Origin of the sequence: Pseudomonas mandelii, assembly GCF_900106065.1 — a bacterium.
In the GTDB taxonomy this organism is placed as follows: Bacteria; Pseudomonadota; Gammaproteobacteria; order Pseudomonadales; family Pseudomonadaceae; genus Aquipseudomonas; species Aquipseudomonas mandelii.
In genome coordinates, this window is the sequence record NZ_LT629796.1 from 3,313,643 (window position 1) to 3,340,433 (window position 26,791).

Sequence of the window (26,791 nt, forward strand, 5' to 3'; positions counted from 1 at the left end):
CTCTGATCTACATCAATTCCAAGACGCTTGAATCTCCCAGAATCGACCACATCTAATGAGGTATCTGGCAGGTTTCTTCATTCAGGATGTTTTATAGGTCCGGCCTGCTCAAAAGGAAGGTGACCCATGCGCATAGATCGTTTAACCAGCAAATTGCAGTTAGCTCTATCCGACGCCCAATCGCTGGCCGTCGGCCTTGACCATCCCGGCATCGAGCCGGCGCACTTGATACAGGCCATGCTTGAACAGCAGGGTGGTTCGATCAAGCCCCTGCTGATGCAGGTCGGTTTTGACGTCAACAGCTTGCGTAAAGAGCTGACCAAAGAGCTCGACCAGCTCCCGAAAATCCAGAACCCGACCGGCGACGTGAACATGTCGCAGGATCTGGCGCGCCTGCTTAACCAGGCCGATCGCCTGGCCCAGCAGAAGGGCGATCAGTTCATCTCCAGTGAACTGGTGTTGCTCGCCGCGATGGACGAGAACAGCAAGCTCGGCAAATTGCTGCTCGGTCAGGGCGTCAGCAAAAAAGCCCTCGAAAACGCGATCACTAACCTGCGTGGTGGCGAAGCGGTCAATGACGCCAATCACGAAGAGTCGCGCCAGGCGCTGGATAAATACACCGTCGACCTGACCAAGCGTGCCGAAGAAGGCAAGCTCGACCCGGTGATCGGCCGTGACGACGAAATTCGCCGGACGATCCAGGTCCTGCAACGTCGCACCAAGAACAACCCGGTGCTGATCGGTGAGCCTGGCGTGGGTAAAACCGCCATTGCCGAAGGCCTGGCCCAGCGCATCATCAACGGTGAAGTGCCGGACGGTCTCAAGGGCAAGCGCCTGCTGTCCCTGGACATGGGGTCGCTGATTGCCGGTGCCAAGTACCGCGGCGAGTTCGAAGAACGCCTGAAATCGCTGCTCAACGAGCTGTCGAAGCAGGAAGGGCAGATCATTCTGTTCATCGACGAACTGCACACCATGGTCGGCGCCGGTAAGGGCGAAGGCTCGATGGACGCGGGCAACATGCTCAAGCCTGCGTTGGCACGCGGCGAATTGCATTGCGTTGGTGCGACCACGCTGAACGAGTACCGCCAATATATAGAGAAGGATGCGGCACTCGAACGACGCTTCCAGAAAGTCCTGGTGGACGAGCCGAGCGAAGAGGACACCATCGCGATTCTGCGGGGCCTCAAAGAGCGTTATGAGGTTCACCACAAAGTCGCGATCACCGACGGTGCCATCATTGCCGCGGCCAAGCTCAGCCATCGCTACATTACCGACCGTCAATTGCCGGACAAGGCCATCGACCTGATCGACGAAGCGGCCAGCCGTATCCGCATGGAGATCGACTCCAAGCCGGAGGTCCTCGACCGTCTGGAGCGCCGTCTGATTCAGCTGAAGGTGGAATCCCAGGCGCTGAAGAAAGAAAGCGACGACGCGGCGAAGAAACGTCTGGAGAAGTTGCAGGAAGAAATCGTTCGACTCGAACGTGAGTATTCGGACCTCGAAGAAATCTGGAACTCGGAAAAAGCCGAGGTACAGGGTTCTGCGCAGATCCAGCAGAAAATCGAACAGTCCCGTCAGGAACTGGAAGCCGCGCGCCGTAAAGGTGATCTGAACCGCATGGCCGAGCTGCAATACGGGGTGATCCCGGACCTGGAGCGCAGCCTGCAAATGGTCGACCAGCATGGCAAAAGCGAAAACCAGTTGCTTCGCAGCAAGGTGACTGAAGAAGAAATCGCTGAAGTCGTCTCGAAGTGGACCGGCATTCCGGTGTCGAAAATGCTCGAAGGCGAGCGCGACAAGCTGATGAAGATGGAAAGCCTGTTGCACCAGCGTGTGATTGGTCAGGACGAAGCGGTGATCGCCGTTTCCAACGCGGTGCGGCGTTCCCGGGCCGGGTTGTCCGACCCGAATCGTCCGAGCGGTTCGTTCATGTTCCTCGGCCCGACCGGTGTCGGTAAAACCGAGCTGTGCAAGGCGCTGGCCGAGTTCCTCTTTGATACGGAAGAGGCGATGGTGCGGATCGACATGTCCGAGTTCATGGAGAAACATTCCGTGGCCCGGCTGATCGGTGCGCCACCGGGCTACGTGGGCTATGAAGAGGGCGGTTACCTGACTGAGGCGGTGCGTCGCAAGCCTTACTCGGTGATCCTCCTGGACGAGGTCGAGAAGGCCCACCCGGATGTGTTCAACATCTTGCTGCAAGTGCTGGAAGATGGCCGCTTGACCGACAGCCATGGCCGCACGGTAGATTTCAAGAACACCGTGATCGTCATGACCTCCAACCTGGGCTCGGTGCAGATCCAGGAACTGGTCGGTGATCGGGAGGCGCAACGTGCGGCGGTGATGGATGCGATTTCCACGCACTTCCGGCCGGAGTTCATCAACCGGGTCGACGAAGTGGTGATCTTCGAGCCGTTGGCGCGGGATCAGATCGCGGGCATTACCGAGATCCAGTTGGGTCGTCTGCGCAGTCGCCTGACTGAGCGCGAGTTGAAACTGGAGCTGAGTCCAGAGGCCATGGACAAGCTGATCGCGGTGGGTTACGACCCGGTGTACGGCGCACGACCGCTCAAACGAGCGATTCAGCGCTGGATCGAGAACCCGCTGGCACAGCTGATTCTGTCCGGTCGATTCATGCCTGGCGACACGGCTGTCGGCAAGGTGGAGAACGACGAGATCGTATTTGCCTGACCCGTCACGGCGGTGAAATAAACAAGGCCTCGCATTGCGAGGCCTTTTTTTCGTCAGGTTGTTGAACTGAAAGGAAAAGGCTTGTAAAGTGCGCCCCGCAGTAAGTCGCCCGTAAGGGTTTCTGCTCCCCAAGCAGAAATCTGAAATAAGTTGCAAATCATTAACTTGAATGCAATTTAAGGGGTTGACAGAGGTGCTTAAGATTGTAGAATAGCGCGCCTCAGACACACGAACGCAGCGATGCGAACGGGTCGAAGAGAGTGCAACAAAGCGTCAAACGTTGTAATTGAAATATGTAGTTCCGTGATAGCTCAGTCGGTAGAGCAAATGACTGTTAATCATTGGGTCCCAGGTTCGAGTCCTGGTCACGGAGCCAATTTCAAACCGGGGTATAGCGCAGTCCGGTAGCGCGCCTGCTTTGGGAGCAGGATGTCAGGAGTTCGAATCCCCTTACCCCGACCATTTTTGGGTCGTTAGCTCAGTTGGTAGAGCAGTTGGCTTTTAACCAATTGGTCGTAGGTTCGAATCCCACACGACCCACCATTTTTGAAACCAGTTAACGCTGGGATCAGATCTTAAGATCAGACGCCAAAAGCTCTGTTCGCAGAAGGCGCCTTTAAAAGGTGCCTTTTTTTTACCGGGGTATAGCGCAGTCCGGTAGCGCGCCTGCTTTGGGAGCAGGATGTCAGGAGTTCGAATCCCCTTACCCCGACCATATTAAAAATCCTCGTATCGAAAGATACGGGGATTTTTTTTGTCTGCAAAAAACAGCGCTTCCAGGTGTAAATCGCCAGCCGAAAAAAAACCGCGTTTCTCGAAGGAAAAACGCGGTTTGATTCCTGAAGGCTTAGGCGCCGTCTTGGTCTTTCAGGTGTTCGAACAGACCTTTTGGCATTTTCTTGCCATTGGCTTCGAAGTTGGCTTTTACGTTGTCGTAAGCCTCTTGCTCGTCGATGAAGCCGTCATGGTTGGTGTCGATCTTGTCGAAATTGGACTTCGGCGCGACTTTCTGGAATTCGGCGCGGGAGACCTTGCCGTCGCCATCGGTATCGGTCTTCGCCATCGACGCATCGCCACACTTGCCTTCGCCACATTTGCCTTCAGGGGTTTTCACCACCTGTTCGGCCGAGGCCAGCAAATAGCCTTGGGTCAACGGCTGCGCAGCGAATACGGAACCGGACAACATCATGCCGCCGGCTAAAACAGCGCCGAGCAGGCCAATAGTGTTTTTGGTAGTACGGGACATTTCAATACTCCTGGGTTGCACGACACAACCGTTCGATAAAGGACGCCACGTGAGTGCGGCGATAACCGTAGCGGGCGAGTTGCCTTGCTCGGATGTGGCCATTTAAAGGGCGGGGTGTATCGCTACTGTGTCGCGCAAGGGGGAGTTTGTAAGCGAAGGGGAGGAATCGTGGGGGGAGATACAGTGGGACACACAAGTGGACCGAGGTGCCTCATTCGCGGGCAAGCCTCGCTCCTACAGATCGGTGGTTAACTTGTAGGAGCGAAGCGTGCCCGCGAAGAGGCCCTAATGGACGCTGAAGATGTTAATGCAGTTTGAGTCGCGGCTCAGTCCCGCGCCCAATCTTGCTGCCGAGCATCAACATCGCCGTGCGAAACGCGCCATACAGCGCCATCTGGTGCATGCGATACAGCGACACGTAAAACATCCGCGCCAGCCAGCCTTCGAGCATCACGCTTCCGGTCAGGTTGCCCATCAAGTTACCCACAGCCGAAAAACGCGACAGTGAGATCAGCGAGCCGTAGTCGGTGTATTTGTACTCCGGCAACGCCTTGCCTTCGATCCGCAGTTTCAGCGATTTGGCCAGCAACGACGCCTGCTGGTGCGCAGCCTGGGTGCTACTGATGTGCCGTAGGGGGGAGTGAAGGGATGAAGTTGTGCGGGAAATACAGTAGGGGCAACTATCTAATCTTTCTGCACCGTTAGTCGGTACTGTCATTTATGACAGGTGTAATGAGCTCGCAATCAGACTAAAAACATATTGCAGTTGGCCTCTCTTACTTATTTGAATAAGGAAATTAATCATGTCCAACGAATTCCCCGGTGGTCCTAATCCTCCTCCAAAACCAGTATCTCCGCCCTACGTCACATCGCCAGCCGAAAACACCAAAGTGGGTCAGAACTTTCGCGTTCAAGGGGGGGGCACGCTCGTCACCGTGTGCGAGTGGTAACCCCGGGAAAGGAAGATGCTTTGAGTGCTGAGCAGCTTATGGAAGGAAACGGTCATTTCAATTTGCAGATCAATAAACCGTTATCGAACGGTCAGTTTTGCTTTCAAATTTTGTTATGGAAGGATGGTAATGCGTTGGCACGTAGTCCTACGCACTGTGTTGAAGTGATCTGATGACGTGCTGCATCAGCAAATAAAACGCCCGGTTGTAAAACAACCGGGCGTTTTCATTAGTAACGCACTTACGTACTAGTGCAGCTTCAGCCGCGGCTCAGTCCCGCGCCCAATCTTGCTGCCGAGCATCAACATCGCCGTGCGAAACGCGCCATACAGCGCCATCTGGTGCATGCGATACAGCGACACGTAAAACATCCGCGCCAGCCAGCCTTCGAGCATCACGCTTCCGGTCAGGTTGCCCATCAAGTTACCCACAGCCGAAAAACGTGACAGTGAGATCAGCGAGCCGTAGTCGGTGTATTTGTACTCCGGCAACGCCTTGCCTTCGATCCGCAGTTTCAGCGATTTGGCCAGCAACGAAGCTTGCTGGTGAGCAGCCTGGGCGCGCGGCGGTACGTTGCGATCGGTGCCCGGTTGAGGGCAGGCCGCGCAGTCACCGAAGGCGAAGATGTTTTCGTCGCGGGTGGTTTGCAGGGTCGGCAGCACTTGCAGCTGGTTGATGCGGTTGGTTTCCAGGCCATCGATATCCTTGAGGAAACCCGGTGCACGAATGCCGGCGGCCCAGACTTTCAGGCTGGCGTTGATCACGTTGCCATCGGCAGTGATCAAGCTATCAGCGGTCACTTCGCTGACGGCGGCGTTGGTCATCACATTGACCCCGAGTTTCTCCAGGGTTTTATGCACAGGCCCGCCGATGCGTTCCGGCAGGGCTGGCAGCACTCGTGGGCCGGCTTCGATCAGGGTGATGTGCATGTTTTCCGGTTTGATCCGGTCCAGGCCATAGGCCGCCAGCTCGTGGGCGGCGTTGTGCAGTTCTGCTGCCAGTTCGACACCGGTGGCACCCGCGCCAACGATGGCGACGCTGATCTGCTCGACCTTGTCGGTCTGCCCGGCATGGGCGCGCAGGTAGTGATTGAGCAGTTGCTGGTGGAAACGCTCGGCCTGTTTGCGGGTGTCGAGAAACAGGCAATGCTGCGCCGCGCCCTGCGTGCCGAAATCGTTGGTGGTACTGCCGACGGCAATCACCAGCGAGTCGTAAGCCACTTCACGCGCCGGTACCAGTTCCAGGCCGGCTTCGTCGTAAGTGGCGGCCAGCTGGATTTTCTTCTGCTCGCGGTCGAGGCCACTCATGCGCCCCAGCTGGAACTCGAAGTGGTTCCATTTCGCCTGGGCAACATAGTTGAGTTCGTCTTCGGAAGAGTTCAGCGACCCGGCCGCCACTTCGTGCAACAACGGCTTCCAGATGTGGGTCAGGTTCGCGTCGACCAGCATCACGCTGGCAGTGCCACGTTTGCCCAGAGTCTTACCCAGACGGGTAGCCAACTCCAGACCGCCGGCGCCGCCGCCAACGATGACAATACGATGAGTCATAGGGATATCTCGCAAGGCTAAAAGAAATCGGTGCAGTCAACCGAGCGAGCGCGAGGCAGCTCATAGCGTCAGGTAACTGATAAATCGGCTCAACAGGCCTAAACCAATGGTCACTGCCAACACCACCACCAGGAGCATCCACGGCCGGAAAGGTCGGCGCTCGACTCGGTGCTGGGACAGGTGCAGGTACTCTTCGACATGCTTCTGGTCGTCGGGGTTCAGGCGGCTGGTCATATTGGGCCTCGTCAGGTAGACGTTGCTGAAGGTGTAGAAGCTACAGGTTGATTAACGAACGTTGAACGGAGCATAGCCGCTGTCGGGAATGGGCTCGACGCTCACCCTGTCGTCCAGGCGAATGATTCCACCTTGTAGCACTCGGGCCGTGATTCCGCCATGTCCGCGCACAGCCTGAAACGTCCCGGGGCCGAGGTTGTTTTGCAGGCGCGCGCAAGGCTGGCACCAGCCGGTGGTTTCGAAAATTGCCTGGCCGATACGGAAGCGACGACCCTTGAGGCTGAACAGGTTGATACCACTGATAACGAGGTTGCGCCGCAAATCTTCAGGCAAGACCGGTTTGTCGTGCGGGCGGCCCATCAGCGAACTGATCACCGCCAGATGCTCCCACTGAATCAACGTCACTTGCCGTGCGTTACGGACTCCCGGGCGGGCTCGATCGCCGGTCAGGCCGGCTTCAAGTCGCGCCTCAACGGCATCCAGTTCGATCATCGGCACGTGAGGTTCCGGGCGCACGCCGATCCAGCGCACGCGGCCGGCTTGCGGGACTTCGGCGATTAATGCCTGCAATGGGCTCACAGGCTGATCCCGACGTCGAAGACGATGCTGCGGCCAAGGTTACTGCGCAGGAAGTCCGGAGCGTCCGGATGTGCAAACAGCACTCGGGCGAAGGTCGGACCGACCAACGACAGCGAGCGCCAGCCCTGGCGCAAGTATTCGGTCGGCGGCGGAAAATGGCTGTTGAGGTCCAGTACTTCACGCTTGAGGCTGGCGAACGCAATGATGTCCAGTTCCCCCAGGTCCATGCCGCGTTCTTTGTAGTTGTGGGCTTTTTTACGCAAGGTCGGCGCCAGTCTCAGCAGGAATTCATTGGCGGGAATGCGCCGGGGCTTGGCCTCGCGACGCACCAGTTGGCTCAGGGAAAACGCGCTGCGCCGGCGTTGCAGTTCATCGCGCCATTCGTCGTTGAGACGCCGTCCCTCGTCGAGGACGAAGAACACCTCGAAACTGGCGTCGCGGAACAGCACGTCCGGCGGCTCCCCGGCAGGCGCGAACTCGTCGGCGCGATAGGGAATGTTCAGGCCTTGCAACAGGCGCTGACAAACCCAACGCTCACGCTCCCATTTGCGGGCATTGGACAGAAAGGCGTTGGCTTGCTCGGCCGCGATGGTCAGCAGGCGTAAATAATCTGAGTCATCCATAGGCCCAAGCTTAGCGTTCAAATGCGACAAGCAGAAAGCGTTTACCGGTAAAGGACGTCACTGGGCAGTCGGATCGGGCGGTGTAGACTGATGGCCACTGTGTGTAATTGATCCGACAAGGGGGTGAATGTGAAATATTGGCCGGTGTTGCTACTGGGGCTTCTGCCCTTATGGGCCCAGGCGGTGGAGGTGGGCGAGCGACTCGCGCCCTGGACCTTGCTCGATCAATTCGACCAGGCCTATACGCTCGATCATCAGACTCAGACGTTGCTGGTGGCGCGAAGCATGGACGCCGCCAAACTGGTTGACGCTGCGCTGAAAGGCGAGCCCAAGGGTTATCTGGAGGCGCGCCACGTTGTGTTTTTAGCGGACATCCAGCGCATGCCACGGCTGATCGCGAAGATGTTTGCCGTTCCGGCCATGCGTGATTATTCCTATCGGGTCATGCTGGACCGCGAGGGGCGTGTGGCGCCGCGTTATCCCGGGGCTGTGGATAAAGTGCTGTGGCTGCAACTCAAAGATGGCCAATTGGTTGCGCAACACGAATATGCCACGGCCGCGCAGTTGCATGAGGCACTGGAGAAGGCTGGACCATGATCGGTGCCGAGCTGCTGTCCCAGCAAACGCTGACAGTCGGCTGGCTGATTTATGTGTCCGTGCTGCTCTGGGCCCTCTGGCGTGCGCCTTGGGTTGAGCTGTTCACCGACAGCCGCCGTCAGCATTTGCTGTTCGGCACAGTGTTCGCGCTGTTCATGCTGTGGCTGGTGCGACGTGATTTCGATACAGGCGTGTCGTATCACTTCATTGGCATGACGGCTGTGACGTTGCTGCTGGATTGGCCACTGGCGATCGTCGGTGCCTTGGTGGCGCAATGCGGGCTGGTGCTGCTCGGGCGTCAGGACCTGGCGGCCGTCGGGGTCAACGGTGCGCTGCTGATTGTGCTGCCGGTGCTGGTGACCGAATGCTGTGCGATCCTGGTCGAACGCGCGCAGCCACGTAATCCCTTTGTGTATATCTTCGTTTCCGGCTTCTTCGCCGCGGCGTTGTCAGCGTTGCTGTGTCTATTGCTGGCGCTGTGGCTGTTGTGGTTCAACGAACGTTTCGAGATGCCGTACTGGCTTGAGGATTTTGTCGGTTATCTGTGGCTGCTGATTTTTCCCGAAGCCTTCATCAACGGCATGATTGTCAGCGCGCTGGTGGTGTTCAGCCCGGAATGGCTGGAGACCTTCAACCGCACGCGCTACCTTTCGGCGCCCTGGAAAGACGACGATCCCAAATCTTGATCCACATCAAATCGATAAAACGCTGACGCTTTCATGCTCCACAAAACCTACAGGAGCATCGAAATGAGTGTGTACGAATGGGCAAGGCAGGAGTTGCGTCAGAGTCTGGATAACGCACAGGAAGTGGGGTTTGATCCGGGATTGAGCCTGCGCGCCTTGCTCAGCGCGGTGGTGCAGCAGAGCAAAGCGGTGCGCAGTGCCGAAGACCTGGCCGACGAGTTGCGCTTTCTGGCGGAAAACCTCGATGAAGACCAGGACTACGGCTTTATGCGGCCTTGAGTGTCAGTGACGCGGGTCGAAGTCTTCGCTGAACATCTCGTCTTCGGCGTCCGGGCTGACCGGAATCTTGTGTTCTTCCGACGCCCAGGCGCCCAGGTCGATCAGTTTGCAACGGTCCGAACAGAATGGCCGGAACGTGCTGTCGGCGCTCCATTCGACAGGGGCGCCACAGGTTGGGCAATCGACGGTTGGGGTTTGGCTCATGACTGGCCTCCACGCAAAGTAAGGTAAAAGTGATGCAGGCGTTCGACCTCGCTGTGCAGCCAGGCGAGGTCGCGGTCGTTGACCACCACATCGTCGGCGTGGCTCAAGCGGTCCTGGCGGCTGGACTGCGCCTTGAGGATCGCCTGGACCTGTTGCTCGCTGGTCTGGTCACGCTGCAAGGTGCGTTCGATCTGTAGCTGTTCCGGGGCATCGATCACCAGGACCCGTTGGGTCATGGCGTACTGCCCGGACTCGATCAGCAACGGCGAAACCAGAATCGCGTAAGGCGATTGTGCCTTGGCCAGGTGATCGGTGATTTCCTTGGCGATCAGCGGATGCAGCAACGCTTCGAGCCAGCGGCGTTCCTCCGGCACCTCAAAGATCAGTTTGCGCAACGCCGCGCGATCCAGTTGTCCGTCGGCTTGCAATACGCCGGGGCCGAAATGTTCAGCGATTTTCGCCAGCGCCGGGCGCCCCGGCTCCACCACCCAACGGGCTGCGTGATCGGCGTCCACCACGTGCACGCCCAGGTCGATGAAGTGCTGGGCAGCCGCGCTTTTGCCGCTGCCGATGCCGCCGGTCAGGCCGAGAATCCAGGGTTTTTCCACAGGGGTATTCATTTCAAACCGACAAACTGCCAATAGAAGCCGGTTATTTGACCACCCCAGAGCAAGGCAATCCAGCCGGCAATTGCCAGAAAGGGTCCGAAGGGGATCGGAGTCGAGGTTTGCGCGTTGCGCAGTCGCAGCAAAATCACCCCGATGATGGCCCCCACGAACGATGACAGCAGAATGGTCAACGGCAATATCTGCCAACCGCCCCAGGCCCCGAGCAGGGCCAGTAACTTGAAATCGCCATGGCCGATGCCGTCCTTGCCGGTGAGCAGCTTGAACAGCCAGAACACCGACCACAACGTCATATAACCGGCCACTGCGCCCCACAATGCCTCATGTAGTGACACGAACAGCCCGAAGCTGTTGACGATCAACCCCAGCCACAGCAGCGGCAGCACCAATACATCCGGCAGCAGTTGGTGCTCGGCGTCGATTAGACTCATCGCCAGCAGGCCCCAGGTCAGCACCAGCACCATGCAGGCCTGCCAGCCGAAGCCGAAATGCCAGGCGATAAACCCCGAGAGCAGACCGCAGGCCAGTTCAGTCAGCGGATAACGTTTGCTGATTGGCGCGGCGCAGTTCGAGCATCGCCCCCGTAAAAACAGATAACTGAGCAGCGGGATGTTTTCCCAGGCGCGGATTCGATGGTCGCACTGCGGGCAGTGGGAATGAGGCAGCATCAAGTTGTAGGCGGTGCCCGGTGCCTCGGGCGGAAAACCCAACACGTCATGGGCTTGCAGCCGCCATTCGCGTTGGAGCATTTTCGGCAGGCGCCAGACCACCACGTTGAGGAAGCTGCCTACCAGCAGGCCGACTGCCAAGGCGATGACCACGAACACCAGCGGATAGAGGATCAGGACTTCGTTCAAGGGCATGTCAGATCGCTGAGCCGAGTTGGAAGATGGGCAGGTACATCGCAACCACCAGGCCACCGACAATAACACCCAGCACCACCATGATGAACGGCTCCATCAGGCTGGTGAGGTTATCGACCATATTGTCCACTTCGTCCTCGTAGAAGCTCGCGACCTTATCGAGCATGTCGTCCAGAGCGCCGGATTCTTCGCCAATGGCGGTCAACTGGATCGCCATACTGGGAAAGATGCCTGAGGTGCGCATCGAGAAATTCAGCTGCATGCCGGTCGACACGTCCTGCTTGATGCGCAGCACCGCCCGCTTGAACACGATGTTGCCGGTCGCGCCCGCCACTGAATCCAGGGCTTCGACCAACGGCACGCCGGCGGCGAATGTGGTCGACAGGGTGCGGGCGTAACGGGCCACGGCGGACTTGTACATCAAGGTGCCGATCAGCGGCAGCTTCAGCAGCCAGGTGTCCGTGCGGTCCCGAAAGGCCTCGGATGTTTTAAAGGCGTGGCGCACACCGAAGATCGCGGCGATCAACGCGCCAAGCATCATCCACCACCAGGCCTGCAAGAACTCCGACAAGCCGATGACCATCACGGTGAAGGCCGGCAACTCGGCGCCAAAGCCCTTGAACACCGACTCGAACTGCGGCACCACCTTGACCAGCAGAATCCCGGTGACAATGATCGCCACAAAGACCACGGCCAGCGGGTAGGTCATGGCTTTCTTGATCTTGGCCTTGAGGCTTTCGCTCTTTTCCTTATAGGTCGCCACCCGTTCCAGCAGGGTATCCAGAGCGCCAGCCTGCTCACCTGCGTCGACGAGGTTGCAATACAGCTCGTCGAAATACTGCGGTTTTTTACGCAAGGACGCGGCGAAGCTGTTACCCGCCGCGACTTCCTGCTTCACCTCGTCCACCAGTTTGCGCATGGCCGGGTTGTCGAAGCCTTCACCGATGATGTCGAACGATTGCAGCAGCGGCACGCCGGCTTTCATCATCGTTGCCATTTGCCGGGTAAACAAGGCGATTTCCTGAGCCTTGATCCGATTGCCGAAACTGAAAATCGAGGCGGATTTCTTGCGCACCTTGCCGGGGTTGATCCCCTGCTTGCGCAACTGAGCCTTGATCAAGGCCGGGTTGAGACCGCTCAACTCGCCGGTCATCTTTGATCCTTTCCTGTCCGTGCCTTCCCAGGCGTAGACGCTGATTTTTGCTGCTTTGACCGCCATGTTCAGTCCTTGGTGACCCGGTTGATTTCTTCAAGGCTGGTGACGCCTTGCATGGCCTTGATCAAGCCCGAGGTGCGCAAGTCATTAAAACCGTCCTTGCGCATCTGAATGTCGATTTCCAGGGAATTGCCTTCGGCCATGATCAGCCGTTGCAGGTCCGGTGTGTTTTTCACCACTTCATAAATCCCCACTCGCCCCTTGTAACCGCCATTGCACTGATCGCAACCGACCGGCTCATAGATCGTGAACGAGCCGATGCGTTCCTCGGGGAAGCCTTCCTTGAGCAACGCCTCGCGGGGAATCTCGATGGGTTTCTTGCAATGGCTGCACAGTTTGCGCGCCAGCCGCTGAGCGATGATCAGGGTGACCGAGGTGGCGATGTTGAAGCCCTGAATGCCCATGTTGTGCAGGCGGGTCAGGGTTTCCGCGGCGCTGTTGGTGTGCAGGGTGGAAAGCACCATGTGCCCGGTCTGGGCGGCCTTGATGGCGATTTCGGCGGTTTCGAGGTCGCGGATCTCACCGACCATGATCACGTCCGGGTCCTGACGCAGGAACGAGCGCAGAGCCTGGGCGAAATCCAGCCCTTGCTTGGGATTGACGTTGACCTGATTGATGCCTTCCATGTTGATCTCCACCGGGTCTTCGGCGGTGGAGATGTTGATGTCCACGGTGTTGAGGATATTCAACCCGGTGTAGAGCGACACGGTCTTGCCCGAACCGGTCGGCCCGGTGACCAGGATCATGCCCTGTGGCTGCTTCAGCGCAGCCATGTACAAGGCTTTCTGTTCAGGCTCGTAGCCGAGGGCGTCGATACCCATTTGTGCGCTGGACGGGTCGAGGATCCGGATCACCACTTTCTCGCCCCACAGGGTCGGCAGGGTGTTGACCCGGAAGTCGATGGACTTGGTCTTGGACAGGCGCATCTTGATCCGTCCGTCCTGGGGTTTGCGCCGCTCGGAGATGTCGAGGCTGGCCATGACTTTCAGCCGCGCCGCAATGCGGTTGGCCAGTTGGCTCGGCGGCTTGGCGACTTCTCGCAGCATGCCGTCGGTGCGCATCCGCACCCGGTAGGTTTTTTCGTAGGGCTCGAAATGCAGGTCGGAAGAGCCACTCTTGATCGCATCGAGCAACATCTTGTGGACGAAGCGCACCACCGGCGCGTCATCGGCATCCTGGCCGGCGATGGCGTCTTTTTTGTTGTCGTCGACCGACTCGATGTCCAGCCCGTCAAGGTCAACATCGGCCATGTCTTCCAGGCCGGTTGCTTGGTTGTCGAAGAACTTCTCGATGGCATCGCCGAGCTTATCGTCCTCTACCAGAATGGCTTCGGTGTTCAGACCGGTGCTGAACTGGATGTCATTGATGGCTTGATGATTGGTCGGGTCGGAAACCCCCACGAACAGTTTGTTGCCACGGCGCCAGAGGGGCAGGGCGTGGTGCTGACGGATCAGTTTCTCGCTGACCAACCCTCGAGGCTGGGCTTCCTTGTCCAGGCAATTGAGGTCGAGCAGCGCCATGCCGAAATGCTCCGAGGCAATCTCGGCAACCTGCCGGCTCTTCACCAGCTTGTTCTGCACCAGGTAACTGACCAGGGAGATTTTGCTGCGTTGGGCATGCAGATACGCCTGTTGCGCGCTTTGCTCAGTGAGCAGTTCGGCCATGACCAGTTGCTTGGCCAGACCGCTTAGGGCGATGTCATTCATGGGGATACCGGACGCAGACAGTTCATGACTTATAGCCTAGTCAAGGCGCTGAGCCAAACCAGCGGCCGTCAGGTGACAAATAGTGTCAGATAGTGCGGATCCTGGGGGTAGGAAAGGTCCCTGACCTGGCTTCACGCCCCGCCAACTGGGGGCGCAGCGCTTGGCACGGGCTGTGCTGAAGTTCATTCAGATCATGAGATTTCGACTCATGCATGGAGCCTGTCTATGAATACTCAAAAAGGTTTTACCCTGATCGAACTGCTGATCGTGGTGGCGATCATCGGGATTCTGGCGACGTTTGCGTTGCCGGCTTATTCGAAGTATCAAGCGCGTGCCAAGGTGACGGCCGGTCTGGCAGAGATCACGGCGTTGAAAGTCCCGTTTGAGGACCTCATGAACTCTGGTACCAATCCGGATCTGACAAAAGTGGGCGGAACCGCCACGACTTCCAATTGCACAACCACGGCAGCGGGTGTCGCGACTGATGGTACCGGCACCATCGGTTGCACGATCCTTAACGCTCCAGGTCCGGTCTTGAGCAAAACCATTACCCTGACGCGCTCTCTGACTGGCTGGACTTGCGCCACCACAGTGGCTCAGGAGTACGCACCTAAAGGCTGCACAGGCGTCTGATACTCGCGGTTAACAAATGCCCCGCCTTTCACGAGGCGGGGCATTTTTTTGTCTATTGAAGGGAAAAACGCGTTAAAGAAAGAAATTCTCGACAATTCATGGCCTTAGGCCCACGTCAAAACCCGCAACTTGCATGTAGAGAATCACAAAGTCATGCATTTTGCATGATTCCGAAAATCAGGTGTTTTCATAAGTTATTGTTTTATAAGGATTTATTGGCTGTCTCAAAGTTGGCACAGCGTTCGCAATATACCCAGTAACCCTGCTGACAAGACACGCAGCAGACTTTCTAGAAAAACAGGAGTTACTCGTATGAAGAAGTTCGCTATCGCTGCCGCTACTGCTACCGCGCTGACCCTGACCATGGCCAACGCTGCATTCGCTCAAACCCAAGCGACTCAGGCTCCAATGGTCCTGGCCGCCGGTGAAGTGACCCAAGCCAAAGAAGCTACCTCCGATACCTGGATCACCACCAAAGTCAAAGCAGACCTGGTAACCGAAAAAGGCATTCCTGGTACCGACATCAAGGTTGAGACCAACAAAGGTGTTGTTTCCCTGTCGTCCACTGTTGCAGTGACTGAAGCACAGAAAACCACCGCCGTGGCCATCGCCAAGAAAATCAAAGGCGTCCAGGCGGTCTCCGCTGACGGCCTGAAAGCCGAGTAAGGCAAGACTTCTCGCCTGGACTGGGAGAAGGCGCGGCAGGCGGGCCGAGCAATACGCCAGCCGCATCTGGAGAGTTCATGCGAAAGGCCACAAGGATGTGGCCATTACAGGCCTCCGACATTCGTGTCGGGGGCCTGTTCTATTGTGGGCGTCGCACAAACCAATGTGGGAGTGAGCCTGCTCGCGATAGCGGTGTGTCAGCCAACATCAATGCTGTATGACACACCGCTATCGCGAGCAGGCTCGCTCCCACATTTTGTGATGTAACCACTCCGGATCGGAGGTTCAGTTACCGCGCTTGCTGGTGATCTGTTTCAGTCGATTACCTTCAAACCGCAGGTATTGATACATCCCGCCATTGGGCCCGTAGGTCCATTCCTCGACCTGAAACTCTTCCCGTCGGTTGGCGCTGCGCTTGTAGCCCAGCAGATCGCGGCTGACCGGTTCACCGCACTTCTGCAGCACTTCGCTGGACCTGTCCCCGACGCTGACCAACTGACTGCCACAGCGCAGGGTATCGGCCGCCGAGGCCTGACTGGCCGCCAGCGCCAGGGTCAGGCTGATCAACACTTGTCTGATCATCACTCGGCATCCAGGTGCATCGGCGTTACCACCCGACCGTCACTTTCCGCCTCGCCCAGTTGGGCGTCGATGAAGTAGACACGGTCATCGGCCATCTGGGCCTTGTCCACCAGGTAATCCTTGATGCTGCTGGCGCGTTCCTGACCCAGTTGGCGCAGCAACACGTCGCTGGTGCTCCAGAATTTGATCACGTCTGCGCGCATTTTTGCGGTGCGTTCTTCCTTGCCCAGATCCTTCCACTCAGCCGGTGGCTGGGTCTTCAGGCGCGTGCGGTAGATCCCTTCCAGCAACGGACCTTTCTCGCCGTCCGGCACTTGCAGCAATGAAGCCTGGGCCGGAACCTTGTCACCGCGTCGCTGGAGCATTTTGTAGTAGTTGTACTGGTATTCGCGCTCAAGCCGTTGCTCGGCAATCAGCGGACCGTCGCTGCTGGCGGCTGCGGTGCCTTCGATTTCCAGGCGCAGGGCAGGGCGTTCCTTGAGGGCCTGGGACAGTTTGATCAACGAACCCTCGGCGTCCTTGCTCAGCTCACTGGAGCCCGGCGCAAACGAGACAGTGCCCAAATCTTCTGAACCCCCGCCACTGACCAGCCCGCCTATCATTTTGAATGGTGCGGCAGCCGCCTTGACGATCAGGTTGCGCAGGGTCTGCCAGACAATCGGCATGACGCTGAACTGCGGGTTGTTCAGGTCGCCGGTCACCGGCAGCTCAATTGAAATCTTGCCGTCGACGTCTTTGAGCAACGCGATCGCCAGTTTCAGCGGCAGGCTCACAGCGTCCGGACTGTCGACTTTTTCACCCAATTGCAGTTGCTCGACCACCACTTTGTTTTCGGCCTTGAGCTGGCCCTTGACGATGATGTAGTGCAGGTCGAGATTGAGCCGGCCCTTGCGGATGCGGTACCCGGCGAACTTGCCGGAGTAGGGCGTCAGCGTGGTCAGTTCCACACGTTTGAAACTGGTGGCGATGTCGAGGCTGGCCATCGGGTCGAACGGGTTGACCGAACCCTTGATGGTCACGGGCGCGTAACGGTCGACCTTGCCTTTGATATCGACGCTGGCCGGTTTCGCCTGACGGCTGTCGATGGTGCCGATCTGACCGTTGAGTTGTTGCACCGCCGTGGCGAAGTTCGGGGTCAGGCTGAAGTCGGCGAAGTTCGCCGAACCGTCATTGATGGCAATGCCGCCAATGTGGATGCCCAGCGGTTTGTCCTTGCTGGCGGGTTTGCTGGCGGCTGTCTTGGCAGCTGCGGTGTCGGCCGGTTGCGGGATCAGCAGGTCATCGATGTTGGTGGTGCGGTCATCGTTGATCATGAAACGCACGTAAGGCTGGAACAGGTTGACCTTGTCGATCGACAGGCTGTCGCCATGCTGATAGTTCAGACCTTCGAGCACCAGCTGCTGCCACTTGAGGAAGTCGCGGGTCTTGAGGGTGTCGAGGGTGTGCAGTTGATCGACCTGCGCTTTACCGGTGACGCTGAATGCCAATGGCTCAGTGCTTTTCAGATCGACTGCCAGATCACTGCCGAGCATGCCGCTGCGCAGCTCCAGGCGAATGAACGGGTTGATGTAGGACTGGGCGACACGCAGGTCGATGTCTTTGGTTTGCACATTCAGTTTGGCGCTGACCGGTGCCAGATTGACCACGCCGTCGGCCATAAGCTTGCCCTGTTTGCCCACGCCGGTGTCGAGCTTGAGGTTGAAAGGCGAGTCGTTGAGGCTGTCGAAATTCTGCAAATCGAGGTTCAGCGGACCGACATCCAGGGCCACGGCCGGTTGTGCCTTGCGGTCGGCCAGATGAACCTGGTAATTGCGCAGTTGCACGTCTTTGAGCAGCACTTGCCACGGCTTGCTCGGTGGCGCGGGTTCGGCTTCAGGCGAATCGGCTGCCGCCGGCGTTTTCGCCGGTTCGGCGTTGGCTTTTACCGCTGCTTTGGATGGTTGGCTGGCGAACAGTTTCTGCCAGTCGAGTTGTCCGTCGGCTTCCAGGGCGGCCCAGGTTTCCAGTTTATTGCTACGGATCTTTCCGACCACCACTTGCTGTTTGGCCAGGTCCACCGTGGTTTCACTGATGTCCAGGCGCTCGAGTTTGGCCAGTGGTCGACCGTCCGGGGCCTTGATGGCAAATGGCGCGACGCTGACGGCGACGTTGCTCAGCAGAAGCTCGGTTTCCTTGGACAAGTTGAGCTTGTAGTCAGTGCTCAGGTTGACGACACCGTCTTCGAGCACCAGGGGCAACGCGTCACGCACATAGGGCCAGAAGGCTTTCATCTTGCCGTCGGTGATCTTGAGCTTACCTTCGGAGGCAATCGGGATCAGGCTGAAGTTACCGGTCCAGTCGAGCTGCCCACCGCCCGGGCCGATGGCTACCAACGTCATGTCGGCACTGTCTTCGGGCAGGGTGCTGAGGTTCTTCAGCTCGAAGTCGAGTTTGTCGTAGAGGAATTCGATGGGTTCGCTGGGGCGCAAATCCTGAAAGTGCACATTGCCGCCCGCCAGTTTGATCCGCTCGATACGCAACGGGAACGGCTTGGCATCCGGGTCGGCCGGGGTCGGTTCGCTGGCGGGGATCTTGAACAGGCCCAGCAGATTGAGCTTGCCGTCCTTGCCGAAAAGGATTTCGGTCTTGGGTTTGTCCATTTCGATATCGGACAGGTGCAGCGCCTTGGTCCACAGGCTGTCGATCTGCAGGTTGGCGTACAGGCGTTCGAAACCGACCTGTTCTTTGCCCGGCTCGCCGATGACCAGGCCCCAGAGGGTCACTTCCAGGCTGAAGGGGTTGAGCTCGATCCGGGAAATCGTCGCGGGCATCGTGGCGTAATTGGCCAATTGCTGGTTGGCGACCCGCAACGCGATGCCCGGCAAAATCAGAAACCCCAGCAGGCTATAAAGGGCCAGAGCAGTCAACAATGCGCCAATAGCGCGAATCAATCCTTTGGGCATGTGTGGCTTCATCTGTCTGAATCGGAGTGCGTTGGAGTATGGCACGCGATTCCGGTTCCGAAGTGAACGCACTCTTCTGGTTTTTCAGAAATTTGCGTAGGAAATTTCCTGCGTGATCAGAGTTGCAGAATCAACGTCTTCAGCGGCGGCTGTTGATCCATCGACGGGAAATCACCGCCCGGTTTCATCACCGTCCACTCACGCACAGGCCGCCCGGCCTTCTCTGCGCAACGTAAAACCTGCTCGCGCCAATCGTCCATGCTGACCTTTGCCAGGTTGTTGCAGCAGATCAGCACGCCGTTCTCGGCGGTGGTCAGCAGCGCGGGTTTGAGCAGGCTCTGGTAGTCGCGCAGCAGGTCGACCGTGCCGAACGCGCTCTTGGCCCAGGCGGGTGGATCGAGCAGCACCAGGTCGTACTGACGCTGGTCGAGACGCGTGTAACTCGGCAGTTTCTGCCCGCGTCGCTGACTGATCGGCAGCCCCGCCAGTTGGCGGATGGCCGGGAAGTAATCGGACTGGATGAATTCCATGGCCGGCAATTGCGGATTGAGCAGACCGTTCTCGCGGCCGACCGCCAGATTGCCCTCGGCGAAATCCAGGTTGCACACCTCACTTGCCCCGCCGGCCGCAGCACTCAGGCCGACACCACAGGTGTAGGCGAACAGGTTGAGCACGCTTTTGTTTTTGCTGTGCTCCTTGACCCAGCCGCGCGTGTTGCGCAGGTCGAGAAACAGCAGTGGATCCTGGCCGGCATGACGGCCGCGAACCCGGTAGTTCAGGCCCCATTCGTGGCCGATCAAGTCTTGCAGGGCTGCCTCGTCGGCGCGGTAGACGGTGTCTTCGCGGTCGATACGCGAGTTGCCCCTGGAACGGTCGTTGTAGACCAGCAGCGTATCGAGGCCCAGGTGTTGATTGACGGTCTCGTGCAGTTGCAGCAGTGCGTCACGTTCCAGCGCCTGGTGGAAGCTTTGTACCAGCAGTTGCGGGCCGTAGCGGTCGATGGTCAGGCCGCCGGCGCCTTCCTGGCTGCCGTGGAACAGGCGATAGCAATCGGTGCCTTGCTGATGCAGCTCGGCGAGCAGGTCCTGGCGATGATCGAGGGCGGCGCGCAGCGCCTGATTCAAGGAAGACATGCTGTGCGCCTTGCAGGAGGGAATTTGGCGCGGGAGTTTAACAGCATTGGCGGGAAGTCGAGGTGTTGCCATCGCGAGCAGGCTCGCTCCCACAGAGCTAATTGTTGGCTGAGCGTTTTGCGTTTCGCACAAAGCCAATGTGGGAGCGAGCCTGCTCGCGATGCTGTCAGGTGCGTTACTGGTTCAGACGTTTGTCGATCAGCCCCTGCACCACGCTTGGATCGGCCAGTGTCGAGGTGTCCCCCAGACTGTCCAGTTCGTTGCACGCGATCTTGCGCAGGATGCGCCGCATGATCTTGCCCGAACGGGTTTTCGGCAAGGCCGGGGCCCATTGGATCAAGTCCGGTTTGGCGAAACTGCCAATCTCCTTGCTGACGTGAGCCAGCAATTCCTTCTTCAGTTCGTCATTGGCCTCGGTGCCGTTCATGGGCGTGACGAAGGCATAGATGCCCTGGCCCTTGAGGTCGTGGGGATAACCGACCACGGCGGCCTCGGCGATGCTGTCGTGCAGCACCAGCGCGCTTTCTACCTCGGCAGTGCCGATGCGGTGCCCGGAGACGTTGATCACGTCGTCGATGCGCCCGGTGATCCAGTAATCGCCATCCTCATCACGCCGCGCGCCGTCGCCGGTGAAGTAGTAGCCGGGGTAGGGCTTGAAGTAGGTGTCGACCATCCGTTGCGGGTCGCCATAGACGCTGCGGATCTGCGCCGGCCAGCTGGATTTGATCGCCAGCACGCCGCTGCCGGCGCCTTTGATTTCCTTGCCCGTTTCATCCAGCAGCACCGGTTGCACGCCGAACATCGGTTGGGTGGCGCAGCCGGGCTTGATCCGTTGCGCGCTGACCAGCGGGCTGAGCATGATGCCGCCGGTTTCGGTCTGCCACCAGGTGTCGACGATCGGACAACGCTGTTCGCCGACGACGTTGAAGTACCAGTCCCACGCCTCCGGGTTGATCGGCTCACCGACGCTGCCGAGTAATCTGAGGCTCTGGCGAGAAGTGTCCTTCAACGGCTCGGGGCCTTCACGCATCAGCGAGCGCAGCGCAGTCGGGGCGGTGTAGAAAATGTTGACGTGGTGTTTGTCGATCACCTGCCAGAAGCGCGAACTGTTCGGGTAACTTGGCACGCCTTCGAAGATCAGCGTGGTCGCGCCGTTGGCCAGCGGGCCATAGACGATGTAACTGTGGCCGGTGACCCAGCCGACGTCGGCGGTGCACCAGAAGACTTCACCATCGCGGTAGTCGAGTACGTACTTGAAGGTCATCGCCGCTTGCAGCAGATAGCCGCCGGTGGTGTGCAGTACGCCTTTGGGTTTGCCGGTGCTGCCGGAGGTGTAGAGGATGAACAGCGGGTCTTCGGCGTCCATGGGCTCTGGCGGGCAATCGTCGCTGACGTCGCGTAGCGCCTGGTGATACCAGAGATCGCGACCTTCAACCCAGTCCACTTTGCCTTGGGTGCGCTCGACGACGATGACGGTGCTGACGTTCGGGCAACTTTGCAGTGCCTCGTCGACCTTCTGCTTGAGCGGCACGAATTTGCCGCCGCGCACGCCTTCATCGGCGGTGATCACCGTGCGGCAATCGGCGTCGAGAATCCGGTCGCGCACAGAGTCTGGAGAGAAGCCGCCGAACACCACCGAATGCACCGCGCCAATCCGCGTACAGGCGAGCATGGCGTAGGCCGCTTCGGGAATCATCGGCATGTAGATGCACACGCGGTCACCCTTTTTCACGCCACGGCTTTTGAGCACGTTGGCCAGGCGACAGACGTTGTGATGGAGTTTCTTGTAGGTGATCTGCGCGGATTCGGCGGGGTCGTCGCCTTCCCAGAGGATGGCGATCTGATCGCCGCGTTTTTCCAGGTGACGGTCGATGCAGTTGTAACTGACGTTCAACTTGCCACCGGCAAACCAGCTGGCCTCGCCGGTCTTCAGGTTATAGCGCTGGACGGTGTCCCACGGCGTGCTCCAGTCGAGAAAGCGGGTGGCCTGCTCGGCCCAGAACTCACTGGGGTGCTCGATGGATTGACGGTAGAGGCGGTGGTAGTCGTCTTGACTCAAGTGTGCAGCCCGGCGGACGGCATCGGCTTTGGGGAACGTGCTGATATCGAACATGACGGTTCCTTATTCTTGTTTTGCGACAAGTAATAAAGATGCGCCGAGTAGCGAAAGGGTTCAAGCCAGACACAAAACAACGGTAGGAGTGAGCCTGCTCGCGATAGCGGTGGATCAGTCAACATCGATGTTGACTGAAAAACCGCTATCGCGAGCAGGCTCACTCCTACAGGGATTGGTGTTGCCCACAGCATTTGTGTTTGGCACAAACCCTGTGGGCAGGCGTCAGATCAACCGCGGTGACGACCGCGGAAGTAGTTGATCAGGCCTTGGGTGGAAGCATCGTCAGCCGGGGATTCTTCGCTGCCGACCAGGCGGTTGTAGACGCCTTTGCCCAGCTCCTTGCCCAGCTCCACGCCCCACTGGTCGAAGGCATTGATGCCCCAGACCACGCTTTGCACGAAGACTTTGTGTTCGTACATCGCCACCAGCGCACCGAGACGACGGGGGCTGATGCGCTCGACCACGAGGGTGTTGCTCGGACGGTTGCCCGGGATCACCTTGTGCGGCGCGATTTTATGCACGTCTTCTTCGCTCATGCCTTTGTCACGCAGTTCGGCTTCGGCTTCGACAAGGGTCTTGCCGAGCATCAGAGCCTGGCTTTGCGACAGGCAGTTGGCGTACAGCCACTGGTGGTGGTCGGAGACCGGGTTGAAGCTGACAATCGGCACGATGAAGTCGGCCGGAATCAGTTGGGTGCCTTGGTGCAGCAACTGGTGATACGCGTGCTGACCGTTGCAACCCACGCCACCCCAGATCACCGGGCCGGTATCGGTGGACACTGGCGTACCGTCTTGGCGCACGCTCTTGCCGTTGGATTCCATGTCCAGCTGTTGCAAGTGCTTGGTGATGTTGCGCAGGTAGTGGTCGTAAGGCAGGATCGCGTGGCTTTGCGCACCCCAGAAGTTGCCGTACCACACGCCGAGCAACGCCAGCAGCACCGGCATGTTCTGTTCGAATGGCGCGCTCTGGAAATGCTGGTCCATGGTGTAGGCACCGGACAGCAGTTCCTTGAAGTTCGACATGCCGATGGCCAGTGCGATTGGCAAACCGATGGCCGACCACAGCGAGTAACGGCCGCCGACCCAGTCCCACATCGGGAAGATGTTTTCTTCGCGGATACCGAACGCCACGGCCGCCGCGTTGTTGCTGGATACGGCGATGAAGTGACGATACAGCTCGGCTTCCGAACCGCCCTGAGCCAGGTACCAGGCGCGAGCGGCCTGGGCATTTTTCAGGGTTTCGAGGGTGTTGAAGGATTTCGACGACACGATGAACAGCGTGGTTTCAGCGCGCAGCTTCATGGTCAGTTCGTGGAACTCACTGCCATCGATGTTCGCCAGGTAATGGCAACGCACGCCTTTCTGGGCGTAGGACAGCAGCGCTTCAGACACCAGCTCAGGGCCGAGGAACGAGCCACCGATGCCGATGTTCACCACGTCAGTGATCGGCTTCTCGGTGTAGCCACGCCACAGACCGTCATGGATGCGGCCGACGAGGTCGGTGATCTGGTTCAGCACTTTGTGCACTTCTGGCATCACGTTGACGCCATTCACCGACAGCTTGTCGCCAACCGGGCGACGCAGTGCGGTGTGCAGGGCTGGACGACCTTCCGACGAGTTGACGATTTCGCCGTCGAACAGCGATTTGATCGCGCCCTTGAGGTCGACTTCATTGGCCAGGCCCACCAGCAGATTGCGGGTCTCGGCGTTGATCAGATTCTTCGAGTAATCGAGAAACAGGCCGCAGCTGCTGAGGGTGAATTGAGTAAAACGCTGCGGATCGGCATTGAAGGCCTCGCGCATGCTGAAATCCTGCATGGCTTGGCGGTGGTCATTCAACGCTTGCCAGGCGGGCAGAGCGGTCACGTCGTGAGGAGTGCGGTAGTACGCCATCGCTGCGGGTTTCCTTTTTACTTGAACGGCTTTTTTGAACACTGAAAATCCCGGCGCGCCGTAGGCAGGCGTCCGGTCAACTGCGTCGACACGATTTCAATGACACAGGGCGAATACAGTAAACCTCGCGCTGCGATCTGTCTTGACTTTGTCTAACACGTTCCCGGTACTTTTTTATACACAAAGCAGGGAACGGTTCGACAAACGGGAGGGGCGTCGGTTCGATCAGGCGACCTGAACCGGAATGGCATTGCTGGTGTGGCTCAGTTCATTGCCCGGCGCCATGTAAAGCATGCGCGGTTTGAAGTTGAGCAGCTCGGCTTCGCTGTAATGGGCGTAGGCGCAGATGATCACACGGTCACCGACCTTGGCCTTGTGCGCGGCAGCACCGTTGACCGAGATCATCCGCGAGCCTTCTTCGCCACGAATCGCGTAGGTGGTGAAGCGTTCGCCGTTGTCGACGTTATAAATCTGGATCTGTTCGTACTCACGGATGCCGGACAAGTCCAGCCATTCGCCGTCGATGGCGCAGGAACCTTCGTAATCGAGTACGGCGTGAGTGACTTCGGCGCGATGCAGCTTGGCTTTGAGCATGATGGCGTGCATGAGTGTTTTCCCAGGTCGGAATCGAACGGCGGGCAGTTTGCCCGAAGGCATAAAAGGCAGCAATAAGGGAGCGAAGCCACGCAATTTTCTGTCGGAGCGAAGCTTGCTCGCGAACGCGGCGTATCAGTCGACACAAATGTCGAGTGTGACAGCCTCTTCGCGAGCAAGCTTCGCTCCTACAGGGGGGGCGGTGCTTAGGCGGGGGCGTCGAGGTTCAGGTGCAGGTTGTCGATCAACCGTGTGGTGCCCAGGAACGCCGCAACCAATATCACCAGGTCCCGATCTTCCGGAGTCGCTGGGCGCAAGGTTTGCGCGTGACGAATCTCCAGGTAATCGGGGCGCAACCCGGCTGCTTCAAGCTGCTTGATCTGTGCGTCGATCAGCGCCGGGAAATCCCGCTCGCCCTGTTTGATCGCCTCGGCAATCTGGCACAGGCCGCGATACACCACCGGCGCAATGGCGCGCTGCTCTTCGCTGAGGAAACCATTGCGCGACGACAGCGCCAGGCCATCGGCTGCCCGAACGGTCGGTTCGCCAATGATCTGCACTGGCATGTTCAGGTCATGGACCAGGGATTTGATCACCGCCAGTTGCTGGAAATCTTTCTGGCCGAAGACCGCCAGGTCCGGCTGGACCATGTTGAACAGCTTGCTGACGACCGTCGCGACACCTTCGAAATGCCCGGGACGGCTGGCGCCGCACAGGCCTTCGGAGAGTTGCGGGACGCTGACGCGGGTCTGGCCGGCCATGCCGTCGGGGTACATTTCTTCGACGGTGGGCGCGAACAGCAAGTGGCAACCGGCCTGGAGCAGTTTCTCCTGGTCAGCCGCCAGGGTCCGCGGGTACTTGTCGAGGTCTTCGCCGGCGCCGAATTGCAGCGGGTTGACGAAAATGCTGGCGACTACGAAATCCGCCCGTTGGGTCGCTTTGGTAATCAGCGCGACATGACCGCTGTGCAGGTTGCCCATGGTCGGCACGAAGCCGATGCGCTTGCCTTCGCTGCGGGCACGGGCCACGGCGGCCCGGAGTTCGCGTACTGTTTTTACGGTGTTCATGCAGAGAATCCGTGTTCGATCCCAGGGAAAGAGGCGGCTTTGACTTCACTGACGTAGGCGCTCAGAGCTGCGTGAATGCTGGTCTGGCCGTTCATGAAGTTCTTTACGAATTTAGGTACGCGACCGGTAATGGACAGGCCGAGCATGTCGTGCAGGACCAGGACCTGGCCATCGGTGTCACTGCCGGCACCGATGCCGATCACCGGAATGCCCACTGCCTGGGTAATTTCCTGGGCCAATTCGCTCGGTACGCACTCAAGCAACAGCATGGCGGCACCGGCCTGTTCCAGCGCGATGGCGTCGGCGCGCATCTGTCGCGCCTGGTTCTCGCTGCGGCCCTGGACTTTGTAACCGCCCAGCATGTTCACCGATTGCGGTGTCAGGCCCATGTGCGCGCACACAGGGATGCCTCGTTCGGCCAGCAGGCGGATCGAGTCGGCGAGCCACAATGCGCCTTCAACCTTGACCATGTGCGCACCGGCCTGCATCAACAGGGCGCTGTTGCTCATGGCTTGTTCGGTGGTGGCGTAGGCCATGAACGGCAGGTCGGCGAGGATCAGCGCATCGGCGTTGCCGCGTTTGACGGCTGCCACGTGGTAAGCCATTTCCGCGGTGGTCACCGGCAGGGTGCTGTCGTGACCTTGCAAAACCATGCCGAGGGAGTCGCCCACCAGCAGCACTTCGACGCCAGCCTGATTGCAGGCGTGGGCGAAGGTCGCGTCATAGCAGGTCAGCATGGTGATTTTTTCACCTTTTTGCTTCAAACCTTGCAGAGTGGTCAGGGTGATGGCTGGCATGAAAAGTTCCTCATTCAGGCGCTTGGAAACTACTGCGAGTAACGCGCGTGATTCTTCGTTAAATACAGGCGCACGCTCTGATGTCGTGCTTTTAAGGCCTGGATTGCGCCCTTCAACGCCGTGTTGGCGGCAGCGGGACGCCTATAGTCGTGAGGAGAACTCGGGAAGTCAATTGCATGTGTTACCGCGTTGTTACGCGGGGGGTGTTACCGGGGTAACTGATGCGATTCAGCAGCGGATTCTATGTTCAACACAAAAACCAATGTGGGAGTGAGCCTGCTCGCGATTGCGTCCTGACAGTCAACATCTTCGGTGAATGTTA

The 26,791-nt window shown here is 58.7% G+C and carries 24 protein-coding genes, 4 tRNA genes and 1 pseudogene; 10 read left to right on the forward strand and 19 right to left on the reverse strand.

Annotated elements, in window-relative coordinates; genetic code table 11:
• Positions 1-126: 126 nt before the first annotated feature.
• The 5 genes from clpB (at position 127) to BLU63_RS15215 (ending at position 3,406) form a co-directional block, all read left to right on the forward strand.
• Positions 127-2,691: an ATP-dependent chaperone ClpB gene (gene clpB / locus BLU63_RS15195; protein WP_083375729.1), complete on the forward strand. Its 2,565-nt coding sequence runs from the start codon at positions 127-129 to the stop codon at positions 2,689-2,691.
• Between the two features lie 300 nt (positions 2,692-2,991).
• A tRNA-Asn gene (locus BLU63_RS15200) sits at positions 2,992-3,067 on the forward strand.
• Between the two features lie 9 nt (positions 3,068-3,076).
• Positions 3,077-3,153, forward strand: a tRNA-Pro gene (locus BLU63_RS15205).
• A gap of 5 nt (positions 3,154-3,158) precedes the next feature.
• A tRNA-Lys gene (locus tag BLU63_RS15210) sits at positions 3,159-3,234 on the forward strand.
• A 95-nt stretch (positions 3,235-3,329) separates the two neighbouring features.
• Positions 3,330-3,406 (forward strand) — tRNA-Pro (locus tag BLU63_RS15215).
• A gap of 132 nt (positions 3,407-3,538) precedes the next feature.
• Here BLU63_RS15215 and BLU63_RS15220 read toward each other — a convergent pair.
• From BLU63_RS15220 to BLU63_RS15245, 6 genes and pseudogenes are all read right to left on the reverse strand, one after another.
• Entirely contained in the window at positions 3,539-3,937 is a 399-nt protein-coding gene (locus BLU63_RS15220) for an HvfA family oxazolone/thioamide-modified RiPP metallophore (protein WP_010467563.1), read from the reverse strand.
• A 304-nt stretch (positions 3,938-4,241) separates the two neighbouring features.
• Positions 4,242-4,550 (reverse strand): annotated as a pseudogene (locus BLU63_RS15225) (FAD-dependent oxidoreductase); the annotation flags it as partial.
• A gap of 585 nt (positions 4,551-5,135) precedes the next feature.
• Positions 5,136-6,434 (reverse strand): NAD(P)/FAD-dependent oxidoreductase, encoded by a 1,299-nt coding sequence (locus BLU63_RS15230; RefSeq protein WP_010467566.1) that lies wholly within the window; start codon positions 6,432-6,434, stop codon positions 5,136-5,138.
• Positions 6,435-6,494: 60 nt separating this feature from the next.
• Positions 6,495-6,668: a DUF3094 domain-containing protein gene (locus tag BLU63_RS15235; protein ID WP_008028730.1), complete on the reverse strand. Its 174-nt coding sequence runs from the start codon at positions 6,666-6,668 to the stop codon at positions 6,495-6,497.
• 51 nt (positions 6,669-6,719) lie between these two features.
• Positions 6,720-7,247 carry an MOSC domain-containing protein gene (locus BLU63_RS15240; RefSeq protein WP_010467568.1) on the reverse strand — a complete coding sequence of 176 codons (528 nt, stop codon included), beginning with the start codon at positions 7,245-7,247 and terminating at the stop codon, positions 6,720-6,722.
• Positions 7,244-7,870, reverse strand: coding sequence for a DUF1780 domain-containing protein (locus BLU63_RS15245; RefSeq protein ID WP_007970534.1), 627 nt, complete (start codon positions 7,868-7,870; stop codon positions 7,244-7,246). The genes BLU63_RS15240 and BLU63_RS15245 overlap by 4 nt, the downstream gene beginning before the upstream one ends.
• A 129-nt stretch (positions 7,871-7,999) precedes the next feature.
• Between BLU63_RS15245 and BLU63_RS15250 the strand changes: the two genes are divergently transcribed.
• The 3 genes from BLU63_RS15250 to BLU63_RS15260 all read left to right on the forward strand — a co-directional run bounded on the left by BLU63_RS15250 (position 8,000) and on the right by BLU63_RS15260 (position 9,432).
• Positions 8,000-8,467, forward strand: coding sequence for a hypothetical protein (locus BLU63_RS15250; protein ID WP_010467572.1), 468 nt, complete (start codon positions 8,000-8,002; stop codon positions 8,465-8,467).
• Positions 8,464-9,153 carry an energy-coupling factor ABC transporter permease gene (locus BLU63_RS15255; protein ID WP_083375730.1) on the forward strand — a complete coding sequence of 230 codons (690 nt, stop codon included), beginning with the start codon at positions 8,464-8,466 and terminating at the stop codon, positions 9,151-9,153. The genes BLU63_RS15250 and BLU63_RS15255 overlap by 4 nt, the downstream gene beginning before the upstream one ends.
• A gap of 63 nt (positions 9,154-9,216) precedes the next feature.
• Entirely contained in the window at positions 9,217-9,432 is a 216-nt protein-coding gene (locus tag BLU63_RS15260; RefSeq protein ID WP_010467577.1) for a hypothetical protein, read from the forward strand.
• A 3-nt stretch (positions 9,433-9,435) separates the two neighbouring features.
• Here BLU63_RS15260 and yacG read toward each other — a convergent pair whose 3' ends face one another.
• Genes yacG through pilB form a run of 5 tightly spaced genes read right to left on the reverse strand, consistent with a single transcriptional unit; the run spans position 9,436 to position 14,047 of the window.
• Positions 9,436-9,636, reverse strand: a complete 201-nt coding sequence (gene yacG, locus BLU63_RS15265; RefSeq protein ID WP_083375731.1) for a DNA gyrase inhibitor YacG — start codon at positions 9,634-9,636, stop codon at positions 9,436-9,438.
• Complete coding sequence (gene coaE, locus BLU63_RS15270) at positions 9,633-10,256, reverse strand: dephospho-CoA kinase (protein ID WP_042932554.1); 624 nt, start codon at positions 10,254-10,256, stop codon at positions 9,633-9,635. The genes yacG and coaE overlap by 4 nt, the downstream gene beginning before the upstream one ends.
• The gene (locus BLU63_RS15275) at positions 10,253-11,125 is read right to left on the reverse strand and encodes a prepilin peptidase (protein ID WP_083375732.1); all 873 of its coding nucleotides are present in this window, start codon (positions 11,123-11,125) and stop codon (positions 10,253-10,255) included. The genes coaE and BLU63_RS15275 overlap by 4 nt, the downstream gene beginning before the upstream one ends.
• 1 nt (position 11,126) lies before the next feature.
• The gene (locus BLU63_RS15280) at positions 11,127-12,344 is read right to left on the reverse strand and encodes a type II secretion system F family protein (protein WP_083375733.1); all 1,218 of its coding nucleotides are present in this window, start codon (positions 12,342-12,344) and stop codon (positions 11,127-11,129) included.
• Between the two features lie 2 nt (positions 12,345-12,346).
• Positions 12,347-14,047, reverse strand: coding sequence for a type IV-A pilus assembly ATPase PilB (pilB, locus tag BLU63_RS15285; protein WP_083375734.1), 1,701 nt, complete (start codon positions 14,045-14,047; stop codon positions 12,347-12,349).
• Positions 14,048-14,272: 225 nt separating this feature from the next.
• On the opposite strand from pilB, the gene BLU63_RS15290 reads away from it, so the two are divergent.
• Together BLU63_RS15290 and BLU63_RS15295 are read left to right on the forward strand one after the other, a co-directional pair.
• Positions 14,273-14,680, forward strand: coding sequence for a pilin (locus BLU63_RS15290; protein WP_010467585.1), 408 nt, complete (start codon positions 14,273-14,275; stop codon positions 14,678-14,680).
• Between the two features lie 312 nt (positions 14,681-14,992).
• Positions 14,993-15,346 (forward strand): BON domain-containing protein, encoded by a 354-nt coding sequence (locus BLU63_RS15295; RefSeq protein ID WP_010467586.1) that lies wholly within the window; start codon positions 14,993-14,995, stop codon positions 15,344-15,346.
• A gap of 285 nt (positions 15,347-15,631) precedes the next feature.
• On the opposite strand, the gene BLU63_RS15300 is transcribed toward BLU63_RS15295, so the two are convergent.
• The 8 genes from BLU63_RS15300 to panB form a co-directional block, all read right to left on the reverse strand.
• Positions 15,632-15,928, reverse strand: a complete 297-nt coding sequence (locus BLU63_RS15300) for a DUF2845 domain-containing protein (RefSeq protein ID WP_083375735.1) — start codon at positions 15,926-15,928, stop codon at positions 15,632-15,634.
• On the reverse strand, positions 15,928-18,882 hold the full coding sequence (locus tag BLU63_RS15305; protein WP_083375736.1) for a DUF748 domain-containing protein: 2,955 nt from the start codon (positions 18,880-18,882) through the stop codon (positions 15,928-15,930). Before BLU63_RS15305 ends, BLU63_RS15300 begins: the two co-directional genes overlap by 1 nt.
• A 104-nt stretch (positions 18,883-18,986) precedes the next feature.
• Positions 18,987-20,003, reverse strand: a complete 1,017-nt coding sequence (locus BLU63_RS15310) for a class I SAM-dependent rRNA methyltransferase (protein WP_010467591.1) — start codon at positions 20,001-20,003, stop codon at positions 18,987-18,989.
• A gap of 175 nt (positions 20,004-20,178) precedes the next feature.
• Positions 20,179-22,116 carry an acetate--CoA ligase gene (acs, locus tag BLU63_RS15315; protein WP_010467593.1) on the reverse strand — a complete coding sequence of 646 codons (1,938 nt, stop codon included), beginning with the start codon at positions 22,114-22,116 and terminating at the stop codon, positions 20,179-20,181.
• A 230-nt stretch (positions 22,117-22,346) separates the two neighbouring features.
• Positions 22,347-24,011 (reverse strand): glucose-6-phosphate isomerase, encoded by a 1,665-nt coding sequence (gene pgi, locus BLU63_RS15320; protein WP_010467595.1) that lies wholly within the window; start codon positions 24,009-24,011, stop codon positions 22,347-22,349.
• Positions 24,012-24,236: 225 nt separating this feature from the next.
• Positions 24,237-24,617, reverse strand: a complete 381-nt coding sequence (gene panD, locus BLU63_RS15325) for an aspartate 1-decarboxylase (protein ID WP_003228271.1) — start codon at positions 24,615-24,617, stop codon at positions 24,237-24,239.
• A gap of 194 nt (positions 24,618-24,811) precedes the next feature.
• Positions 24,812-25,672 carry a pantoate--beta-alanine ligase gene (panC, locus tag BLU63_RS15330; RefSeq protein ID WP_083375737.1) on the reverse strand — a complete coding sequence of 287 codons (861 nt, stop codon included), beginning with the start codon at positions 25,670-25,672 and terminating at the stop codon, positions 24,812-24,814.
• Positions 25,669-26,469 (reverse strand): 3-methyl-2-oxobutanoate hydroxymethyltransferase, encoded by an 801-nt coding sequence (gene panB / locus BLU63_RS15335; protein WP_010467597.1) that lies wholly within the window; start codon positions 26,467-26,469, stop codon positions 25,669-25,671. The genes panC and panB overlap by 4 nt, the downstream gene beginning before the upstream one ends.
• Positions 26,470-26,791: the final 322 nt, after the last annotated feature.

Coding starts and splice junctions, on each gene's coding strand:
- BLU63_RS15255 (WP_083375730.1), top strand. CDS start 8,464: ATGATCGGTGCCGAGCTGCTGTCCCAGCAAACGCTGACAGTCGGCTGG.
- BLU63_RS15230 (WP_010467566.1), bottom strand. CDS start 6,434: ATGACTCATCGTATTGTCATCGTTGGCGGCGGCGCCGGCGGTCTGGAG.
- panC (WP_083375737.1), bottom strand. CDS start 25,672: ATGAACACCGTAAAAACAGTACGCGAACTCCGGGCCGCCGTGGCCCGT.
- BLU63_RS15245 (WP_007970534.1), bottom strand. CDS start 7,870: ATGGATGACTCAGATTATTTACGCCTGCTGACCATCGCGGCCGAGCAA.
- BLU63_RS15275 (WP_083375732.1), bottom strand. CDS start 11,125: ATGCCCTTGAACGAAGTCCTGATCCTCTATCCGCTGGTGTTCGTGGTC.
- clpB (WP_083375729.1), top strand. CDS start 127: ATGCGCATAGATCGTTTAACCAGCAAATTGCAGTTAGCTCTATCCGAC.
- BLU63_RS15235 (WP_008028730.1), bottom strand. CDS start 6,668: ATGACCAGCCGCCTGAACCCCGACGACCAGAAGCATGTCGAAGAGTAC.
- BLU63_RS15300 (WP_083375735.1), bottom strand. CDS start 15,928: ATGATCAGACAAGTGTTGATCAGCCTGACCCTGGCGCTGGCGGCCAGT.
- panD (WP_003228271.1), bottom strand. CDS start 24,617: ATGCACGCCATCATGCTCAAAGCCAAGCTGCATCGCGCCGAAGTCACT.
- BLU63_RS15220 (WP_010467563.1), bottom strand. CDS start 3,937: ATGTCCCGTACTACCAAAAACACTATTGGCCTGCTCGGCGCTGTTTTA.
- BLU63_RS15295 (WP_010467586.1), top strand. CDS start 14,993: ATGAAGAAGTTCGCTATCGCTGCCGCTACTGCTACCGCGCTGACCCTG.
- acs (WP_010467593.1), bottom strand. CDS start 22,116: ATGTTCGATATCAGCACGTTCCCCAAAGCCGATGCCGTCCGCCGGGCT.
- yacG (WP_083375731.1), bottom strand. CDS start 9,636: ATGAGCCAAACCCCAACCGTCGATTGCCCAACCTGTGGCGCCCCTGTC.
- pgi (WP_010467595.1), bottom strand. CDS start 24,011: ATGGCGTACTACCGCACTCCTCACGACGTGACCGCTCTGCCCGCCTGG.
- BLU63_RS15260 (WP_010467577.1), top strand. CDS start 9,217: ATGAGTGTGTACGAATGGGCAAGGCAGGAGTTGCGTCAGAGTCTGGAT.
- BLU63_RS15280 (WP_083375733.1), bottom strand. CDS start 12,344: ATGGCGGTCAAAGCAGCAAAAATCAGCGTCTACGCCTGGGAAGGCACG.
- BLU63_RS15305 (WP_083375736.1), bottom strand. CDS start 18,882: ATGAAGCCACACATGCCCAAAGGATTGATTCGCGCTATTGGCGCATTG.
- BLU63_RS15310 (WP_010467591.1), bottom strand. CDS start 20,003: ATGTCTTCCTTGAATCAGGCGCTGCGCGCCGCCCTCGATCATCGCCAG.
- coaE (WP_042932554.1), bottom strand. CDS start 10,256: ATGAATACCCCTGTGGAAAAACCCTGGATTCTCGGCCTGACCGGCGGC.
- pilB (WP_083375734.1), bottom strand. CDS start 14,047: ATGAATGACATCGCCCTAAGCGGTCTGGCCAAGCAACTGGTCATGGCC.
- panB (WP_010467597.1), bottom strand. CDS start 26,469: ATGCCAGCCATCACCCTGACCACTCTGCAAGGTTTGAAGCAAAAAGGT.
- BLU63_RS15290 (WP_010467585.1), top strand. CDS start 14,273: ATGAATACTCAAAAAGGTTTTACCCTGATCGAACTGCTGATCGTGGTG.